This is a genomic window from Nocardia yunnanensis (assembly GCF_003626895.1).
GTDB lineage: Bacteria > Actinomycetota > Actinomycetes > Mycobacteriales > Mycobacteriaceae > Nocardia > Nocardia yunnanensis.
This window is the reverse complement of record NZ_CP032568.1, coordinates 7,105,376-7,124,863: the sequence shown is the minus strand read 5'-3', so window position 1 is coordinate 7,124,863 and position 19,488 is coordinate 7,105,376. Positions and strand designations below refer to the sequence as shown.

At 69.0% G+C, this 19,488-nt stretch carries 11 protein-coding genes, 1 tRNA gene and 1 pseudogene; 8 read left to right on the top strand and 5 right to left on the bottom strand.

Annotated features, from left to right (window positions below; genetic code table 11):
- The first annotated feature begins 9 nt into the window (after positions 1-9).
- The 5 genes and pseudogenes from D7D52_RS33325 to D7D52_RS33305 all read left to right on the top strand — a co-directional run bounded on the left by D7D52_RS33325 (position 10) and on the right by D7D52_RS33305 (position 4,997).
- Positions 10-1,320 carry an FAD-binding oxidoreductase gene (locus D7D52_RS33325; RefSeq protein ID WP_120742808.1) on the top strand — a complete coding sequence of 437 codons (1,311 nt, stop codon included), beginning with the start codon at positions 10-12 and terminating at the stop codon, positions 1,318-1,320.
- A 23-nt stretch (positions 1,321-1,343) separates the two neighbouring features.
- On the top strand, positions 1,344-2,543 hold the full coding sequence (locus D7D52_RS33320) for an FAD-dependent monooxygenase (RefSeq protein WP_120742805.1): 1,200 nt from the start codon (positions 1,344-1,346) through the stop codon (positions 2,541-2,543).
- A 22-nt stretch (positions 2,544-2,565) separates the two neighbouring features.
- The gene (locus tag D7D52_RS33315) at positions 2,566-2,952 is read left to right on the top strand and encodes a nuclear transport factor 2 family protein (RefSeq protein WP_120742803.1); all 387 of its coding nucleotides are present in this window, start codon (positions 2,566-2,568) and stop codon (positions 2,950-2,952) included.
- Positions 2,953-2,978: 26 nt separating this feature from the next.
- On the top strand, positions 2,979-3,551 hold the full coding sequence (locus D7D52_RS33310) for a dihydrofolate reductase family protein (protein ID WP_120742801.1): 573 nt from the start codon (positions 2,979-2,981) through the stop codon (positions 3,549-3,551).
- A 45-nt stretch (positions 3,552-3,596) separates the two neighbouring features.
- Positions 3,597-4,997: pseudogene (locus tag D7D52_RS33305) on the top strand (serine hydrolase domain-containing protein).
- A gap of 179 nt (positions 4,998-5,176) precedes the next feature.
- On the opposite strand, the gene D7D52_RS33300 reads toward D7D52_RS33305, so the two are convergent.
- The 3 genes from D7D52_RS33300 to D7D52_RS33290 all read right to left on the bottom strand — a co-directional run bounded on the left by D7D52_RS33300 (position 5,177) and on the right by D7D52_RS33290 (position 6,102).
- Positions 5,177-5,506, bottom strand: coding sequence for a type II toxin-antitoxin system RelE/ParE family toxin (locus D7D52_RS33300; protein WP_120742799.1), 330 nt, complete (start codon positions 5,504-5,506; stop codon positions 5,177-5,179).
- Positions 5,503-5,742 carry a type II toxin-antitoxin system ParD family antitoxin gene (locus D7D52_RS33295; protein ID WP_120742797.1) on the bottom strand — a complete coding sequence of 80 codons (240 nt, stop codon included), beginning with the start codon at positions 5,740-5,742 and terminating at the stop codon, positions 5,503-5,505. Before D7D52_RS33295 ends, D7D52_RS33300 begins: the two co-directional genes overlap by 4 nt.
- Positions 5,743-6,020: 278 nt before the next feature.
- A tRNA-Leu gene (locus D7D52_RS33290) sits at positions 6,021-6,102 on the bottom strand.
- Positions 6,103-6,491: 389 nt separating this feature from the next.
- On the opposite strand from D7D52_RS33290, the gene D7D52_RS33285 reads away from it, so the two are divergent.
- Both D7D52_RS33285 and acpS read left to right on the top strand, forming a co-directional pair.
- On the top strand, positions 6,492-15,827 hold the full coding sequence (locus D7D52_RS33285) for a type I polyketide synthase (protein ID WP_120742795.1): 9,336 nt from the start codon (positions 6,492-6,494) through the stop codon (positions 15,825-15,827).
- 193 nt (positions 15,828-16,020) lie between these two features.
- A complete protein-coding gene (gene acpS / locus D7D52_RS33280; RefSeq protein ID WP_120742793.1) occupies positions 16,021-16,443 on the top strand; it encodes a holo-ACP synthase AcpS in 423 nt (140 codons plus the stop codon).
- Here acpS and D7D52_RS33275 read toward each other — a convergent pair.
- Positions 16,440-17,078 (bottom strand): TetR/AcrR family transcriptional regulator, encoded by a 639-nt coding sequence (locus tag D7D52_RS33275; protein WP_246024097.1) that lies wholly within the window; start codon positions 17,076-17,078, stop codon positions 16,440-16,442. The two genes, acpS and D7D52_RS33275, sit on opposite strands and share 4 nt — an antisense overlap.
- Positions 17,079-17,395: 317 nt before the next feature.
- Here D7D52_RS33275 and D7D52_RS33270 point away from each other — a divergent pair, with 317 nt between their 5' ends.
- Positions 17,396-18,682, top strand: coding sequence for a DUF7159 family protein (locus D7D52_RS33270; protein ID WP_120742789.1), 1,287 nt, complete (start codon positions 17,396-17,398; stop codon positions 18,680-18,682).
- 148 nt (positions 18,683-18,830) lie between these two features.
- Here the strand turns inward: D7D52_RS33270 and bcp are convergent, their stop codons facing one another.
- Entirely contained in the window at positions 18,831-19,331 is a 501-nt protein-coding gene (bcp, locus tag D7D52_RS33265) for a thioredoxin-dependent thiol peroxidase (RefSeq protein ID WP_120742787.1), read from the bottom strand.
- Between the last annotated feature and the right edge of the window lie 157 nt (positions 19,332-19,488).

Here is a 19,488-nt window from a genome sequence, read left to right as displayed (position 1 = left end):
AGAAGGACCATGAGCAATCTGCGAGAACTTCGTTCGGTCATCCGTGGCCGCGTGCTGCTGGTCGGTGACAACGGCTTCGACGCGGCCCGCACGCCCTGGAATCTCGCGGTAGCGCAACCGGTTTCGGCAGTGGTCGAGGCCGCCGACGCCGACGACGTGGCCGCGTTGGTGCGGTTCGCCGCCAGCGCCGGGTACCCGATCGCGGCGCAGCCCAGCGGTCACGGCGCGACCGGCGACAACGCCGGCGCGATCCTGTTGCGCACGGGTGCGCTCGACGAGCTCGAGGTGGATCCGATCGCCCGCACCGCGCGGGTCGGCGCGGGCGTCGCGGCGGGCCGGGTGCAGGCGGCGGCGAGCAAGCACGGCCTGACCGGATTGCCCGGCAGCTCACCGGTGGTCACCACGGCGGCCTACACGCTGGGCGGCGGGCTGAGCTGGTTCGGCCGCAAGCACGGCTGGGCGGCCGACAGCGTGATCGCGTTCGAGGTGATCGACGCCGACGGTCACCGCGCGCGGGTCACCGCCGAGACCGACCCGGACCTGTTCTGGGCGCTGCGCGGGGGCGGCGGCGATTTCGCACTGGTCACCGCGGTCGAGCTGACCCTCTTCCCGGAGCCGCGACTCTACGGCGGCCGCATGCTGTGGTCGGCCGATCGCGCGCCCGCGGTGCTGAGCGCGTTCCGTGAGATCACCGCTACCGCGCCCGACGCGCTCACCGTGTGGGCCGAACTCCTGCAGTTCCCGGGAGCCGATCCGCTTGTGGCACTGGACGTGACCTACCTCGGCGATCCCGACGAGGCCCGCGAGCTGCTGGCCGTGTTGGACGGCATCGACGGCCTGATCGGCGATACCCGTGCCGTCATGCCGATTTCCGAGCTGGGGACCATCACCGCCGAGCCCACCGACCCGGGCCCGGGGCTGTCCTACGCGGCCTTGCTGACCGACGTGGACGAGGTCGTCATCAACGAATTGCTGGCGACTCCCATCGACCCGCTGCTCAGCGTGCAGATCCGGCATCTCGGAGGCGCGCTGGTCCGGCCCTCCGACAGTCCGCACGGCCCACTCGTCGAGCCCTACGCTCTGTATTTGTTCGGCCTGCCGCTCACGCCGGAGAAGACGGCGGCGCTTCATGCCAAGCGCGCCGACCTGATCGATGCACTGGCCTCCTACGCCGTCGACCGCAAGCCCTTCACCTTCCTCGCGCCGGACGAATCGATCACCGCGGCCTTCGCCCCCGAGGCCGTGGCCAGGCTGCGGCAGATCAAGCGCGACCGCGATCCGCGTGGCGTATTCCGCAGCAACTTCCCGGTCCTCGGCTGAGCAACGAGAAAACAGAGACTTCCATGAAAAACACGAACATCCTCGTTTCCGGTGCCGGCATCGCGGGCACCACGCTGGCCTTCTGGCTCGCACGGCACGGCTTCACGGTCACGGTCGTGGAACGCGCCGCGGAGATCCGCGAGGGCGGGTACAAGGTCGACTTGCGCGGCGCGGCACTGGATGTCGTCGACCGGATGGGTCTGCTCGACGACATCCGCGCGGTGAGAACCGATGTCCGAGGTGGCTCGGTCGTCGATGCCGCAGGCAAGCGGGTGGCCAGTATGGACGGTGACACCTTCGGCGGCCGCGTGCACGGCGACGCCGAGATCACCCGCGGTGACCTGCAACGGTTGCTGTATCGGGCCACGGCGAACCAGGTGGAGTACCTGTTCGACGACTCCATCGCGTCGATCGACGAGACCGCCGACGACGTACGGGTCACCTTCGGCGGTGGCGCGACCCGTGCGTTCGATCTGGTGCTGGCCGGCGACGGGCTGCACTCCGCTACCCGCGCAATGGCTTTCGGCTCCGAGGACCGGTTCGTCCGCGACCTCGGCTACTACGTGTCGATCTTCAGCGTTCCCAACCACCTCGGACTGGACCGCGAGGAGCTGACCTACGTCGGCCCCGGCCGCACGGCGCTGATCTACAGCACCGCGGGCGACGCGGGAGCCAAGGCCATGTTCCTGTTCGCTTCCGCGCCACTGGAATACGACCCCCGGGATCGTGCGCAGCAGGAAAAGCTGCTGGCCGACGCGTACGCGGACGAGGGCTGGGAGGTGCCGCGCCTGATCGCGGCCATGCCCGACGCACCCGACTTCTACTTCGATTCGCTGAGTCAGGTCGATATGGACCACTGGTCACGGGGGCGGGTCGCGCTGGTCGGCGATGCCGCCTACTGCGCGTCGCCCGCCTCCGGTCAGGGCACCTCGCTCGCGCTGGTCGGCGCGTACGTCCTGGCCGGTGAACTCGCCGCCGCGCACGGCGATCACGAAATCGCCTTCGCCGCTTACGAACAGCGGATGCGTCCCTTCGTCCGCGAGAACCAGAAGCTGGGCCCGGCCAATATCAAGCGCATGGTGATGCGCACCAACGGCCAGGTCCGCATGTCGATGATCATGCTGTCGCTCATCGGCCGGCTGCCGGGCAAGGACAAGCTCATGGCCAAGGTCATCGAACCGATTCACAAGGCCGCCACCGCAATCGATCTCGCCACCTACTGATCCGCGCACCCCTGGAGTCCCCATGTCCTTCCGCAACACCACCGAGGTCATCGACCGCTTCAACCGTGCCTTCCTCGAGGCCGATCCCGACCTGCTGACCGATCTGATCGCCGAGGACTGTGTCATGGAATCGGTGCAGCCCGCCCCGACCGGCGAGCGCGTCGAGGGCCGCGACGCCTGTTTCGCCTTCTGGCGCACGCTCGTCGAGGACGATGCCACCCAATTCCAGCCGCGGGAGGTGATCGTCGCCGGTGACCGGGCCACGATCCGCTGGAACTACCGCTTCGGTGACGGTGCCACCGACTGGGTCGAGGGCGTCAACCTCATGCGGGTGCGCGACGGCTTGATCGTCGAGGCCCTCGGCTACAGCAAGACCGCGGGCGACGTGCCGCTCGCCACCGATCACTGACCACCACATCAACAACAGGAGAACTCATGCGCACCCTGATCAGCACCGCGTTCATTTCCCTCGACGGCGTCGTGGAGGCCCCGGGCGGTGAACCCGGTTACCGCAATACCGGATGGACCTTCAAGCACCTGGATTTCGTGCCGGAAGCCTTCGAGATCAAGGAGCGGGAACAGCAGGAAGCCACCGCGATCTTGTTGGGCCGCACCAGCTATCAGGCCTTCAGTCCGGTATGGCCGGACATGGCGGAGTTCGCCGGCTACAAGGCGATGCCGAAATTCGTGGTTTCCACCACCCTGATCGACGATGACCTGGTCTCGAACTGGGGTGAGACGACGGTCCTGCGCTCGATCGATGAGGTCGCGGCCCTGAAGGAAACCGAGGGCGGCCCGATCATCGTGCACGGCAGCGCATCCCTGAATCGGAGCCTGTCGGACGCGGGCCTGATCGACCGCTACCACCTGCTCGTCTTCCCGCTGCTGCTCGGCGCAGGCAAACGCCTGTTCTCGAGCACGGACAAGGACACCCAGAAGATGAAGCTGGTCGAGTCCCGGTCCTACGCCAACGGCCTGCAGTTGAACGTCCTCGACGTCGTTCACTGATCATCGAGCCGTCTGCCCAGCGGACACGGAAGAGAGGTCGACACGATGTCGAACACGGGCTTGAACGCACTGGTCAGCGAGTTCATCGAAACCAGCGGGGTGCCCGGCGTGGTCGCCGGTGTGTACCACGCGGGACAGCAGGAAGTAGTGGCGCACGGGGTGACCAACGTGGTCACCGGCGAGCCGATGCGCGAGGACACCGGGTTCCTGCTCGGGTCGATCACCAAGGTGCTGACCACGACCCTGATCATGTAGCAGGTCGAGCAGAGCCGCATCGACCTCGACGAGCGGGTCGTGAATTACCTACCGGAGTTCCGACTCACCGCCGCGGGCGCTGAGGACATCCGAATACGGCATCTGCTCAACCACACCAACGGCATCGACGGCGATCTGTACTTCCCCGACGCCGACGGTCCTGAGGCGCTGCGTATCGCGGTCGACGGCATGGCCGAACAGGTCGGCATGCTGTTTGCGCCCGGCGAGCACATCAGCTACTCCAACGGCGGCATGATCGTCGCGGGCCGGGTGCTGGAGGTGGTAGCCGGGCTGCCGTATCACGAACTGTTGCAACGGAATCTGTTCGTCCCGGCCGGTATGACCGGTGCCGTCACCAGTCCTGCGCAGGCGATCCTGTGCAGCACCGCCGTCGGCCATTTCCCCACCCAGGACGGCGCGCGCCGCACCGACCTGTTCAAACTCCCCGATACCTGGGGGCCCGCCGGTTCCTCGGCCATCGCCGGCATCGGCGATCTGCTGGCTTTCGGCCGGACCCACCTCGACGGCGGTATCGCCCCCTCGGGTGCCCGGGTGCTTTCCGAGGAGTCGGTGACGCGGATGCAGACCGTCACGCATTCCAATGGCAGCTTGCACATTCCGCCGATCGGCCTGGGTTGGCTGCTCATGCCCTTCGGCGACATCGAGGTCTTGTCGCACTCGGGCGCCTCGCCGGGCGGAGTCGCGGTGCTGGTCGCGGTGCCCGGCCACGACCTGGTCTTCGCCGCCTACGGCAATGACGCTCGCGCTATGGCACTGTTCGACCGAATCCTGTTGTCGCTGCTGCGAGATCGCCTGGACGCCACGATCCCGGACCTGATCACCGCCCCCGTCGAGGCCGAGGACCTGAGCCGCTACGAGGGCACCTACCGCTCCAACCAGCTGCGCATCGACGTCCGCGCGGTGGACAGCGCGCTGGAGGAGACCACCACCTACGAACCGGCCGACGATGAACAGTCCCGCGTTTTCACCGCCTTCGTCGGGGGTTCGATCCCGGTCATGACCCGCCGATTCCTGCCAGTCGGCAAGAATCTGTTCGCGCCCGCCGGGCTGCCCTTGGAGATGTTCACCGGCTACTCGCGCCAACTGCTGGTGTCCTACCACGACTTCCGGGACGACCGGGCTCAATACCGCTCAGCGGGCGGCCGCATGACCCGCCGTGCCGCCGAGTGACCCGACAAGGACCTGCGGTAGGCGTTCAGGTGATGCTGCTGGACGTGGAGCGGCCACCGGGTGATCATGTCGTGTTTGTGTGTGACACAACTGAATTGGCGGTGACCGCGACTGCCATCGTGGACCCGTTGCGGCCTTGTCCAATTGGCTGCGAACTCGACCTGGAACACGCGCGTGGTTCAGTCCTGGTGGAGGTCTCGCATCAGATCGGGGATGTCTCGACGTTGATGGAGGACTCGCAGGACGTCGATGTGGTCGTCACGTTCGAGGTACAGGACGGTGTAGGGGAGGCGGGTGAGCGCTCGGCCCCGCAGTCCGGGGATGTCGAGTTCGTGTCCGTAGCGGGGCGAACCGATTCCGGGGTGCAACCCGATCAGGCGGTAGGTCGCCTGGAGGGCGTCTATGAGATCCGCTGCTGCTCGGTCGGCGTCGGATTCGAGGTAGTAGTCGATCGCGTTCTCGACGTCCTGGACGGCCTTGCTGCGGGGGATGACTGGTTTGATGGTCATTCGTTGCGTCGTTTCCGAATCCGATCACGCAGGTCGTCGAAGTAGGCGTCGTCTGCTGGTGCCGCGGGCGGGGATGCGGCGCCCTCGAGGATCAGATTGCGGAGGGTCACCCTGTCCTGGTCCTTTCGGATCAGTTCGCGGACGTACTCGCTGCTGGTGCCGTAGCCGCGTTCGGTGACACGTTGCTCGACGAACGCCTTGAGGGAGTCCGGTAGCGAGATGTTCATGGTGCCCATGAAGCCAAGCTAAACGGCTATGGCAAAATTTGTCAATGGCCAGCTCGTGGCAGGTTTTCTCGCGAGGGGTAGTTCAGGGGCGTCAACTCGCGCGTGTTCTAGTGCGCTTGAACACGCAGGATCGGATGGCGGTCGAGGAGCCGGGGATGCGTGTTCTAGTGGGTGAAGGGCGCATGGGGCGCGTAGATCGCCAGCCGGTTGCTCCGGTGTGAAAAGGCTTGTCTCGCTGTCCGATTCGGACGCTCTGTGGCCACTGAGCTTTGTATCAAGCTTTGTAGTGCGCGAGGCGGGACTTGAACCCGCACGTCCGAGGACACCAGAACCTAAATCTGGCGCGTATGCCAATTTCGCCACTCGCGCTAACGGTACGACCGTCCAAACTTTACCGGGTCTAACGGGGATCGCGAAGCACCGGGCGGGTGTGGCGTACTGGTCGGTAACCCTAGCTGGGATTATAACGATTTAATAAAGGGCAATGTGAGGAAGCCTCATATTTCCTTCGCCGGTGTAACCGGGCCCACCAGCGGCTTCAAACATGAGGGAGGGTCATGTTTCGGGGCATTCTGGTACGGACGTACGTAAAAACTCGCCGGTAAGTGCCTGGTCGCGAGCCAAACATGAGGAGATCCTCATGATTTTGTGGAATCCTCGGCGTCTACCAGGGCCTGCGGGCCGAGGGGATACCTGCGCACCGTGAGCGCGGCCCAACCTCGAGGGGGCGGGCCGCCAGGAGAAGGAAGTCGAACGTCTTGACGATCAACGAGAGCACCGGGACCGGATCGAAGGCCAGGGCGGCGGGGAAGTCACGGGAAAGTGGAGTCAGGTCGTCACTGCTGGACCGGTTGCTGGGCGGCGCGCCGTACGCGCTGGCCTTCGGCGGGCAGGGCGCGCAATGGCTCACCGAACTCGAGGAGATCGCGCGCGATTCCGCGCTGGAGCCCGAGCTGACCGCACTGGTCAACGAGGCGGCCGCCACCCTGGCGCCGGTTGCCTCGCAGCTGCTGGTCGTTCGGCCGGTCGGATTCGACCCGGTCGCCTGGATGCTGGAAGAAGAGATCGCCGATCCGGAGCAGGGGGAGGTGTCGGGAGCGCCGTCAGCGCAGGTGTTGCGCTCCGCCGCCGTCTCCATGCCCGGTGTGTTCCTGACCCAGGTCGCCGCGCTGCGCGCGCTGCGGCTGCAGGGCCTGGACATCGTCGCGCACGCGCCCGCAGCCGTCATCGGTCACTCGCAGGGCCGCATCGCCGCCACCGCCGCCGAGGCGCACGGGCAGCGCGATGCCGAACTGCTGGCGGTGGCCCAATTGGTCGGCGCCGCAGCCGGTCTCGTCGCCCGCCGGCGCGGACTGCTGCCGGTCGGCGAGAAGTCGCCCATGGTCGCCGTCTCCAATGTCGACCCCGACGCCCTGAAAGCCGTTGTCGACGAGGTCATGTCGGGCGTCGCCCCGGAGAAGGCCGCCGTGCTGTCCATCCGCAACGGCCGCCGCCGCGCGGTGCTGTCCGGCCCGGTCGCCCAGCTGGACCGGGTGCGCCAGCGCGCCGCCGAGATCAATGCCGAGCAGGCCAAGGAACGCGACGCCAAGAAGCGCGGCGGCGCGGTGTTCGCGCCCGTCTTCGAGGACATCCCGGTCGAGGTGGCCTTCCACCACCCGGCGCTGGCCGAGACCGTGGACCTGGTCGAGGGCTGGGCCCAGCAGTGCGGCCTGGACGCCGACCTGGCCGCCGCGCTCGCCCAGGAAGTGCTCGTCGATCCGATCGACTGGGTCGGCATCGTCGACACCACCGTCGAGCAGGGCGTGCAGTGGATCCTGGACCTCGGTCCCGGCGATCTGCTGTCCCGCCTCACCTCCGGCTCGCTCAAGGGCACCGGCGTCGGCGTGCTCGCCGCCTCCACCCGCCCGGGCCAGCGCAGCCTGTTCACCCCCGGCGCGGCCCCCGAGGTCGCCCCGGCGTGGAGCGAGTTCGCGCCCAAGCCGATTCGCCTGCCCAACGGCCGCGTCGTGGTCGAGACGGCGTTCACCAAGCTCACCGGCCGCTCCCCGATCCTGCTGGCGGGCATGACCCCCACCACGGTCGACGCGAAAATCGTTGCGGCCGCGGCCAATGCGGGCCACTGGGCCGAGCTGGCCGGTGGCGGCCAGGTCACCGAGCAGATCTTCGCCGACCGCGTCGAGGAGCTCGAGCGACTGCTGCAGCCCGGCCGCGCGGTGCAGTTCAACTCGCTGTTCCTGGACCCGTACCTGTGGAAGCTGCAGCTGGGCGGCAAGCGCATCGTGCAGAAGGCCCGCACCGCCGGCGCCCCGCTGGACGGCGTCATCGTCACCGCCGGCATCCCGGAACTCGAAGAGGCCGTGGGCCTCATCGAGGAGCTGACCGAGGTCGGCATCACCCACGTGGCGTTCAAGCCCGGCACCGTGGCGCAGATCCGCGCCGTGCTGCGCATCGCCGACGCGGTCCCCGGCTACCCGGTCATCATGCACATCGAGGGCGGTAAGGCCGGCGGCCACCACTCCTGGGAGGACCTCGACGACCTGCTGCTCGAGACCTACGCCGAACTGCGCGGCCGCGACAATGTGATCGTCTGCGTCGGCGGCGGCATCGGCACCCCCGAGCGCGCCACCGAATACCTCACCGGCGCCTGGGCGCAGCAGCACGGCTACCCGGCCATGCCGCTGGACGGCGTCCTGGTCGGCACCGCCGCCATGGCCACCCTCGAGGCCACCACCGCGCCCGAGGTCAAGCAGCTGCTGGTCGACACCCCCGGTACCCCCGACTGGGTCGGTGCGGGCACCGCCGTCGGCGGAATGGCTTCCGGCCGTTCGCAATTGGGCGCCGACATTCACGAGATCGACAATGCCGCCTCGCGCACCGGCCGCCTGCTGGACGAGGTCGCCGGTGACGCCGAGGCCGTGGCCGCGCGCCGCGCCGAGATCATCGAGGCGCTGAACATCACCGCCAAGCCGTACTTCGGTGACGTCGCCACCATGACCTACCTGGAATGGCTGGAGCGCTACGTCGAACTCGCCGTCGGCCTGGACCGCCGCAAGGACTTCGACTGCGGCGGCGACTTCGCCGACGCCATCGCCGACGCCACCCGCTCGGTGTGGCTGGACATCACCTGGCGCGACCGGTTCGCGGAGATGGTGCGCCGCACCGAATCTCGCCTCAATCCGGCCGACCGCGGCGAGATCCCCACGCTGTTCGCCGACGACGCCGCGTTCGAGACCCCGGTCAAGGCGATCTGCACCCTGAAGGAGCAGTACCCGGCGATCGCCGAGGCCGTGCTGCACCCGGCGGACGTGCCGTTCTTCGTGAGCCTGTGCAAGACCCCCGGCAAGCCGGTCAACTTCGTCCCGGTCGTGGACCAGGATGTGCGGCGTTGGTGGCGTTCGGATTCCCTGTGGCAGGCCCATGATCCGCGCTACACCGCCGATCAGGTCTGCGTCATCCCGGGCACCGTCGCCGTCGCCGGCATCACCCGCGTCGACGAGCCGGTCGGTGAGCTGCTGGACCGCTTCGAGCAGGACACCGCCTTCGCGCTGGTGCGCGCGGGCGTCGTCCCGGCCGCCGTGGACGGCCGTCGTCGCACCGAGGTCGCGGGTGGTCTGCTCGACCTCGTGCTGGCCGCGCCGGATGTGCAGTGGGCGGGTCGCACCACCGTCAATCCCATTCACCGCCTGGGCAACCTGGACGAGTGGGAGATGAACGGCAAGGGCGCCAAGCACCCCCGCACCGGCGCGACCCTGTCCGCCACCGAGGGCCCCGAAACCGATTCCGCCTACGTGGAATTGGCGGTCCCGCTGCTGGGCAAGGATGCCGTGCGCATCCGCCTCACCGTCCCGGCGTCGGTGTACAACGGTGGCGCGCCGGTCATTACCGAGGACGACGCCGAGACCGCCATGAGCGCGCTGCTGGCCGTCGCCGCGGGCCAGTCGCTGCCCGAGGTCAAGACCGTCGACGGTGCGAAGGTCGCGCACTTCAATGTCGCCTGGACCCCGGACCTGATCGCCGATCACGCCGGCGTCACCGGCGCCGGACTGCCGGACACCCTGTCCACCATCGGCCGCACCATCCCCGACGTGCTGGTGGGCGCCTGCTGGCCCGCCGTGTTCGCGGTGCTCGGCGCGACCCGCACCGCCGGCGGCCAGAGCGTCATCGAGGGCATGCTCGACCTGGTCCACCTCGATCACCAGATCCGGCTCGAGGGCGAACTGCCCGCCGCCGCAAGCGTTCTCGCCGTCCGCGCGGAGGCCGTGGAGACGGTCGACACCGATATGGGCCGCGTCGTCGAGGTCCGCGTCCGGGTCTCGGGCATGCTCGACAAGCCGGAGACCGGCATGTCCATGCCGACCGTCGCGACCCTCACCGAGCGCTTCGCCATTCGCGGCCGCACCGGCCAGGCCGAGCTGTCCGACCCGCCGCGCGCCGCCGGATCCCTGTCGGCCGAGGCCACCGACACCCCGCGCCGCCGTCGCCGCGACGTGGTGCTGTCCGCCCCGCGCGCCATGGGCGCCTTCGCGCAGGTCTCGGGCGACTTCAACCCGATCCACACCTCCGACAACGCCGCCAGGCTGGCCGGACTGGGCAGCCCGATCGTGCACGGCATGTGGCTGTCGGCCGCCGCGCAGCACGCGGTGTCGGCCATCGATCTCAACGACAAGGTGCCGCCGCGCACCATCACCGCCTGGACCACCCGCTTCCTGGGCATGGTCCGGCTGGGCGCGCAGATCGACGTCCGCGTGGAACGCGTTGCGGTGGACCACGGTTCGGAGATCGTGGAGGTCTCCTGCCGCATCGACGGCACCCTGGTGATGACCGGCACCGGCCGCATCGCGCCGCCGAAGACGGTCTACGCCTTCCCGGGACAGGGCATTCAGGCCAAGGGGATGGGCCTGGAAGCTCGCACGCGGTCCAAGGCCGCCAAGGCGATCTGGGATCGCGCCGACAAGCACACCCGCGAGGCCCTGGGCTTCTCGATTCTGGCTGTGGTGCGCGACAACCCGACCTACCTCAAGGCGCGTGGCGTCGAATACCGGCACCCGCAGGGCGTGCTGCACCTGACCCAGTTCACCCAGGTGGCCATGGCCACCCTCGGCGTGGCGCAGGTCGCGGAGCTGCGCGAGGCCGGGGCCTTCATCGAGGGCGCGATGCTGGCGGGCCACTCCGTCGGCGAGTACAACGCGCTGTCGGCCGCGGCGGGCGTGCTGCCGCTGAACGCGGTGCTGGAGGTCGTGTTCCAGCGCGGTTCGGCCATGCACGAGCTGGTGCCCCGGGATGCCCAGGGCCGCAGCGACTACCGCATGTGCGCCATCCGCCCCTCGCAGATCGGCATTGCCGACGACCAGGTCATCGACTGGGTCAAGGGCATCGGCGAGCAGGCCGGGGAGTTCCTCGAGGTCGTCAACCTGAACCTGCGCGGCGCGCAGTACGCCATCGCGGGCACCGTGAAGGGTTGCGCGGCACTGGAAACCGAGATCGAGCGGTTGCGCGCCGAGACCGGTGGCAAGCGCGCGTTCGTGCTCATCCCGGGCATCGACGTGCCGTTCCACTCCACTGTGCTGCGTGCCGGTGTGCCCGAGTTCCGCGGCAAGCTGCTGGATCTGCTGCCGCAGGACCTGGATCCGAGCCTGCTCATCGGCCGCTACATCCCGAACCTGGTGCCGCGCCTGTTCAATCTGGAGCGCGACTACATCCAGGAGATCGCGGACCTGGTGCCGTCCGAGCCGCTCGCCGAGGTGCTGGCCAACTGGGACGAGTGGGCCGCCAAGCCGGTCGAGCTGTGCCGCGTGGTCCTGGTCGAGCTGCTGGCCTGGCAGTTCGCCAGCCCGGTGCGCTGGATCGAGACCCAGGATCTGCTGTTCACCGATGTCGAGCACGGCGGCCTGGGTGTCGAGCGGTTCGTCGAAATCGGCTTGGCCGCAACGCCGACCGTCGCGAACCTGGCGTCCAACACGCTGAAGCTGCCGCAGTTCGGCAGCGCCGTGGTCGAGGTGCTCAATATCGAGCGCGAGCGCGGCATCGTCTACTCCACCGACACCGATCCTGCTCCGGTGGAGGAGCCGGAGGAGACCCCGGCCGAAACCGCAAGCGCCGCACCGGCTCCGGCCGCCGCCGCGGCCCCCGTGGCCGTGCCGACCGGTGGCCCGACCCCGGACGACATCGCGTTCTCCGCCGCCGACGCCACCCGCGTGCTCATCGCGCTCTGGACCAAGCTGCGCATGGACCAGATCGGCCCGGTCGACACCATCGAGGGCCTGTGCGACGGCGTCTCCTCGCGTCGCAACCAGTTGCTCGTCGACCTCGGCGCGGAGCTGTCGCTGGGCGCCATCGACGGCGCGGCCGACGCCGACATGGGTGCGCTGTCCAACACCGTCGACCGCTTGGCCCGCACCTACAAGCCGTTCGGCTCGGTGCTGTCCGACTCCATCGGCGATCACCTGCGCAAGGTGTTCGGCCCGTCCGGCAAGCGTCCGGCCGCCATCGCCGACCGGGTCAAGAAGACCTGGGGGCTGGGCGACGGCTGGGCCAGCCACGTCACCGCCGAGGTCTCCCTCGGCACCCGCGAGGGCCAGTCGGTGCGCGGCGGCGACCTGGGCGGCCTTGTCTCGGGCGGACTTTCGGACGGCGCGTCCGTGGACGCCGCCATCGACGCCGCCGTGCAGTCGGTGGCCGCGCGCCGCGGCATCGCGGTCTCCATGCCGTCCGCCGGTGGCGGCGCGGGTGGCGCGACCGTCGACGCGGCCGCCCTCGGCGAGTTCACCGAGCAGATCACCGGACGCGACGGCGTGCTCGCGCAGGCCGCCCGGGTGATCCTGGAATCGCTCGGCCACGTCGAGCAGGCGTCCGCGCCGGAGGCCACCACCGACACCCTGGTGGATCTGGTCTCGGCCGAATTGGGTTCGGACTGGCCGCGATTGGTCGCGCCCGCGTTCGATGCCCGCAAGGCCGTGCTCATCGACGACCGGTGGGCTTCCGCCCGTGAGGATCTGGCTCGCCTGTGGTTCGGCAACGACGGCTCGCTGCCGGCCGAACCGGTGGTGGACGGCTACCACGGCGCCGGGGAAGCCGTTGCGGCCCAGGCCGACTGGTGGCGTAACCGGGCCATGAAGGAGGCTCGCTCGGTGCTGGCCGGCGTCTACGGCGCGATCGCCGAGGCCGCGCTGAGCTCCGCCGAGCCGGGCGCCTGGTCCTCCGATATCGCCGTGATCACCGGCGCCAGCAAGGGTTCCATCGCGGCGGCGGCCACCGGCCGGCTGCTCGCGGGCGGCGCCACGGTCCTGGTGACCACCTCCAAGCTGGACGACGACCGGCTGAGCTTCTACAAGCAGCTCTACCGCGACAACGCCCGCCACGGTGCCGCACTGTGGGTGGTGCCGGCGAACATGGCCTCCTACAGCGATATCGACGCGCTCATCGAGTGGGTCGGCACCGAGCAGGTCGACAATGCCGGTGGCGCGAAGGTCCTCGTCAAGGAGGCGATGACCCCGACGCTGCTGCTGCCGTTCGCCGCGCCCCGCGTGGCCGGCGACCTGTCCGACGCCGGCGCCCGCGCCGAAATGGAGATGCGGGTCCTGCTGTGGTCGGTGGAGCGCCTCATCGGCGGTCTCTCCAAGATCGGCGTCGACCACGACGTGGACGCGAAACTGCATGTGGTGCTGCCGGGTTCGCCCAACCGCGGCATGTTCGGCGGGGACGGCGCCTACGGCGAGTCCAAGGCCGCGCTGGATGCCATCGTCGCCAAGTGGCGGGCCGAGAAGTCCTGGTCGGAGCGGGTCACCCTGGTGCACGCGCTGATCGGCTGGGTGCGCGGCACCGGCCTCATGGGCGGCAACGACCCGCTGGTCGAGGCCGTCGAGAAGGCGGGCGTGCACACCTGGTCCACGCTGCAGATGGCCGACGAGCTGCTCAAGTGGTGCAGCTCGCGGGCCCGCGTGGTGACCGCGGCCGGACCGCAGCAGATCGATCTGACCGGCGGACTCGCCGGCGCCAAGCTGGACCTGCCGGAGCTGGCGCGGGAAGCGCGCGAGCAGGCCGAGGCGGCGGCCGCGGAGTCGGAAGGCACCGACGCCGCGACCATTTCGGCGCTGCCCGCCCCGCCGACCCTGTCGTCCAAGCTGCCCACCCCCGAATGGGGTTCGGTGACAGCCGATCTCGACGACATGGTCGTCATCGTCGGCGCCGGCGAGCTCGGCCCCTACGGTTCCGCGCGCACCCGCTTCGAAATCGAGGTCTCCGACCAGCTCTCCGCCGCGGGCGTGCTGGAGCTGGCCTGGACCACCGGCCTGGTCACCTGGGAGAACGACCCCAAGCCGGGCTGGTACGACACCGAATCCGGTGAGTACGTCGAGGAATCCGAGGTCGCCGACCGCTACCACGACACCGTGGTCGAGCGTTGCGGCGTGCGCCGCTACGGCGACGACGGCGCCATGATCGACAATGCCGCACCGCTTTTGACCTCGGTGTTCCTGGACAAGGACCTCACCTTCGTGGTCAACAGCGAGGCCGAGGCGCGTGCCTTCTTCGCCGCCAACCCCGAGCAGACGGTCGTCACGCCCGTCGAGGGCACCGGCGACTGGCAGGTGACGCGCAAGGCGGGCACCGAGATTCGCGTGCCGCGCAAGGCCAAGCTGTCGCGCACCGTCGGCGGTCAGATCCCCACCGGCTGGGACCCCACCCGCTGGGGCATCTCCGCCGATATGGCGAGCTCCATCGACCGGGTGGCGCTGTGGAACATCGTCTGCACCGTGGACGCGTTCCTGAGCTCCGGCTTCAGCCCGGCCGAACTCATGAGCTGGGTGCACCCGGCCATGGTCGCCAACACCCAGGGCACCGGCATGGGCGGCATGTCCTCGATGCGCTCGCTCTACATCGACAACCTGCTCGGTGAGCCGCGCGCCAACGACATCCTGCAGGAGGCGCTGCCCAACGTCGCTCTGGCACACGTGGTTCAGAGCTACGTCGGCTCCTACGGCGGCATGATCCACCCGGTCGCCGCCTGCGCCACCGCGGCGGTCTCCGTCGAGGAGGGCGTGGACAAGATCAAGCTCGGCAAGGCCGATCTGGTCGTGGCCGGCGGTTACGACGATCTCGGCATCGAGGGCATCGTCGGCTTCGGCGACATGTCCGCCACCGCCGACTCGGCCGCCATGTCCGCCAAGGGCATCAGCGACCGGTACTTCTCCCGCGCCAACGACCGTCGTCGCGGCGGCTTCGTCGAATCCATGGGCGGTGGAACGGTACTGCTGGCCCGTGGCTCGGTGGCGCTGGAGATGGGGTTGCCGGTGCTGGGCGTCGTCGCCTACGCGCAGTCCTTCGCCGACGGCGTGCACACCTCCATCCCGGCCCCCGGTCTGGGTGCGCTGGGCGCGGGCCGCGGCGGCCCGGAGTCCAAGCTGGCCAAGGAACTCGGCAAGCTCGGCGTCAGCCCGGACGAGATCGCGGTGGTGTCCAAGCACGACACCTCCACCGCCGCCAACGATCCCAACGAATCCGAGCTGCACGAGCGGCTGGCCGCCTCCCTCGGCCGCTCGGAAGGCGCTCCGCTGTTCGTGATTTCGCAGAAGACTCTCACCGGTCACGCGAAGGGCGGCGCGGCGGCCTTCCAGATGATCGGCCTGTGCCAGGTGCTCGAGCAGGGCGTGATTCCGCCCAACCGCAGCCTGGACTGCGTGGACGAGAAGATGGCCCAGTACCCGCACCTGGTGTGGCTGCGCGAGGCGCTGGCGGTGGGAGATCGCTTCCCGCTCAAGGCCGGTCTGGTCACGTCGCTCGGCTTCGGCCACGTGTCCGGTCTGGTCGCCATCGTGCACCCGCAGGCGTTCGTCGAGGCCATCGCCGACGCCGAGGCGCGCGTGGCGTACCAGCGCAAGGCGCAGGAGCGGCAGCTCAACGGCCGCCAGCGCTTCGCCGAGGCCATGTGCGGCGGGGCCCCGCTCTACGAGCGGCCCGCCGACCGCCGCCTCGGCGGTGACGGCACCCCGGCCAAGCAGTCGCGTCAGCTCGAGGCGGACGTGCTGCTGTCGCAGCAGGCGCGCCTGGGCGGCGACGCGGTCTACGTGGCGGTGCCGAAAGGCCCTGCCTGCCAGTAGATGAGGACGGGCCCGCCGGAAATGTAGCTCCCGGCGGGTCAGACACAGCGGGCTCGCGTTACCCGACGCGAGTCCGCTGTTCCATGTCATCCTTCGGGACCCGGCACCCGCGGACCCTACGGAGCCGTAGGTCGCGCTGGTATGTTCGCAGCCAATTCGACTGCAATCACGAGGAATCTAGGAGTCCCGCACTGTGACGATCCTGGGTATCGGCCTGGACTTGGTCACCATCTCCGAGTTCGCCGAACAACTGGAACGCACCGGAACCACCATGCTCCGGGAGAGTTTCACCGCTGGGGAGCGGCGCTACTGCCAAAGCAAGGGCACCGATCCGGCGCGCAGCTTCGCCACCCGCTGGGCGGCGAAGGAGGCGGTCATCAAGGCATGGGCATCCTCGCGCTTCGCCCGCAGCCCGCAGATCGGCGACAACCCGTACCCCCTGATCGAGGTCGTCAACGACGCCTGGGGACGGCCCAGCATCAAATTGCACGGCCTGGCAGCGGAATTCCTGCCCCGGGTGCGAGTTCACCTGTCGCTCACCCACGATGGCGACACGGCGGCCGCCATGGTGGTGCTCGAGGATCCGGGCGAACTGGCCGACCTGATCCGCGACTAGTCCGGATCGAAGGTGGTCCGCTGACCGCCGGAACGCGATTCCTTCTCCGCGATCAGCAGATACGCCACCATGAGGCGCTTGAGCTCGGCGACGGCGTCCTCATGGCTCAGGCCGTCCTGGACGGAGAAATTCAGCATCGAGTAGACGACGTGCACCAGCACCTGCGCCATCATCGAGCGGCGGCCGCGGGGGGTGCGCGGCATCAGCGGGCGCAGCATCTGCGAAACCGCTTCGGCGAACTCCTTTTCGTGGATGGCTCCGGTCGCGCGGGTGGACGGCGTGGACTGCATGGCCAGCCACACCTCGCGCCGCGACGGGTCGGTCATCCACAGGTCGGCCAGATGGTCGACCAGCGCGGTCATGTGCCGCAGCCAGTCCATCGATGGGATCTCGCCGTGGAAGTCGGCCAGCTCCTGTGAAACCGCCACCAGGTCTTGGCGATTCAGTTCGCAGACGATGACGTACTTGTTGGCGAAGAACTGATACAGCGTGCCGATCGGCACTTCCGCGCGGGCCGCGACCTCTTCGCAGGTGAACGATTCGAAGCCGACCTCGACGAGCAGTTCCCGGGAGGCCTGCAACAGGGCGTCGAACTTGCGTTTCGATCGTTCCTGCGTCGGGCGGCGACGGGGCATCAGCTCCTGGGGGTCGTCCTGCAGCTCCAACGCAGGGTCCGGTCGTCGCGTCGACCTGGTTCCCGTGCGTGCTTCCACGAACAACAGCCTACGGGTAGCGACACGCGCATGACACGCTGCGGTAGTTCGTGTGTCACCGCATCGGACCCATCCACGCCGCCTTCGGCACCGAACGACCATCGCAGCTGCCTCCCAGCTGCGTATCTCTGCGGAGTGGTGAGTGGGCCGAATTCGGCCAGGTGTCCCGGGAATCGAAACCTTGTCGGCATGACGTTGGAAGGCTGATCGTGGTTGCTTCTATCTCTGTCCGTTCGGCGGTGACCATCGGCGTCGCCACCGAGCGTGGAACCGTGCGCGCGGTGGCGCTCGCCGATGCCGGCGACAAGCTGCACGACCGCATCGTGCTCGAGCGTGTCGTGCCGATCGCCGGGGAGACGAAGGCCGATCTGGCCGTCGCCGTCGAGTCGGCGATGGAGGACATCGCCGATCGGATCGGCGCGGATCGCGAGATCCTCGGTGCGGCCGTGGCCTACCGGGACGCCGCCGAGCGGCGCGCCATCGTCACCAAGCTGGCCGCCGGCCCCTGGCACGAGGCGTCGCTGGTCTCGGCCAAGGCCGCGCATCTCGCGGTGGCCCGCGCCATGACCTGGGTCGACGAATTCGAGGACCTCGCCATCTGTGAGGTGGTGCCCGGCTTCCAGGCGTTCTCGCTCATCTCGCCGGATCGGGGCCGGGTGCTGGCCGCGGTGACGCTCAGCGGTGGCGCGGCCACCGAGGAGGCCATGCGCACCGCCGTCACGGCCGCCTGGGACCAGTTCGACGCGGCCGGGGTGAAGCCGGACGCGGTGGTGCTGATCGGTTCGGCGGCAACCGAATCCGCGGTGGTGGCGGCGTTGGAGTCGGGCTTCGGCGCGCCGGTCATCCCGTGCGCGGTGGCCGCGGTCGCACCGGCCCTCGGCGCGGCGCTGGCGGCGTTGCCGGAGGCCGAGTTCGCCGGTGAGGCGGCGGAACGCATCCGGCGGGCCCGCGGTACCGCGGCATTGTTCGCGGCGGCCAGCGTGCTGGCCGGCGGCCTGGTGGCGGGCGGTGTGTACGCGGCGGGCAGTGATTCCAAGAAGGTGCCCGCGCCCATACTCATCGACTCCCGGGTCTCCGCCGACGCGCGCAACAATGTGGTCGAGCATCCGGGCGCGCCCGCCGCGCCCGCGCCGGACAGCGGTTCCTCGGGCGACGTGATGAACGGTCTGCCCGCCCCGGCCACGCCCACCGACGCCGTCGCACCCGATACCGATCAGCAGCCCGCGCCGGAGTTGCAGCCGAGCGATGTGGTGACCATCGATCCGGCCAGCCTCAACTGGGGTCCGCATGCGGAGAAGTCCCATCCGAAGCCGCTGATCAAGGCCAATCCGGAACCCGAGGTCTCCTCGAATCAGGATTCGATCATCCCGGCCCCGACCCACGCGGTCGGCGCACCCACCGAATCCGGCCTGTTCCCCGGCGAACTCGCGCCGCCCCCGTTAGGCACGGCGGAGTTCACCAACTGGTGGGACAACCACTGGCGCATGATGGTCCAGTGGGCCGCGCAGATGATGCCGAAGGTCTAACTTGATCCCCGACCCGCAAATGGGCCGGGGATCGCTTTCGTTCGACGAGGCGACAACTGATTTCGTGGCGACCGGGGTAACTCGTCGGGTACGCCCAGAATTGCTTCGGCACCAAACGTCAGTCCGGATGCGAGACAGCCGGCGGCTCCTAGTCGCCCGCTGAAAGTCCGGGGAGGCGGGTTGCCAGGTCGCGGCGCAGCTTGGCTACGTGGCCTGTCGCCTTCACGTTGTACTGCGCGACCTCGATGTTGCCGGACTCGTCGACCAGGAAGGTGGAGCGGATGACGCCGGTGACCTTCTTGCCGTACATCATCTTCTCGCCGAACGCGCCGTAGGCGGTCAGCACTTCCTTGTCCGGATCGGACAGCAGTGGGAACGTGAGCTTTTCGGCGTCGCGGAACTTGGCCAGCTTGGCGGGCTTGTCGGGGGAGATGCCGACCACCTCGATGCCCGCGCCCTCGAGTTCGGCGAGATTGTCGCGGAAGTCGCAGGCCTGCTTGGTGCAGCCGGGCGTGCTGGCGGCGGGGTAGAAGTAGACGATCACCTTGCGGCCGCGGAAGTCCGACAGCGAGACGTCCTTGCCGTCGGCGTCGGGGAGGGTGAAGGCGGGCGCGGGGTCGCCGGGACTGAGCCGGAGGTTCTCGGTCATGCCGCCACGCTAGCCGATGCGGACGCGGCCGTGAGCGTGGTGCGGACCGTCGAGGTCGTGGCCATCCGGCCGGCGGGGAGGACTCGCGTGTGAGTCCCGGAGCCGGGCGCGGTATTGGCGATACACTCCTGTTCGGGTCGGCCCCCGCGCGCGAACG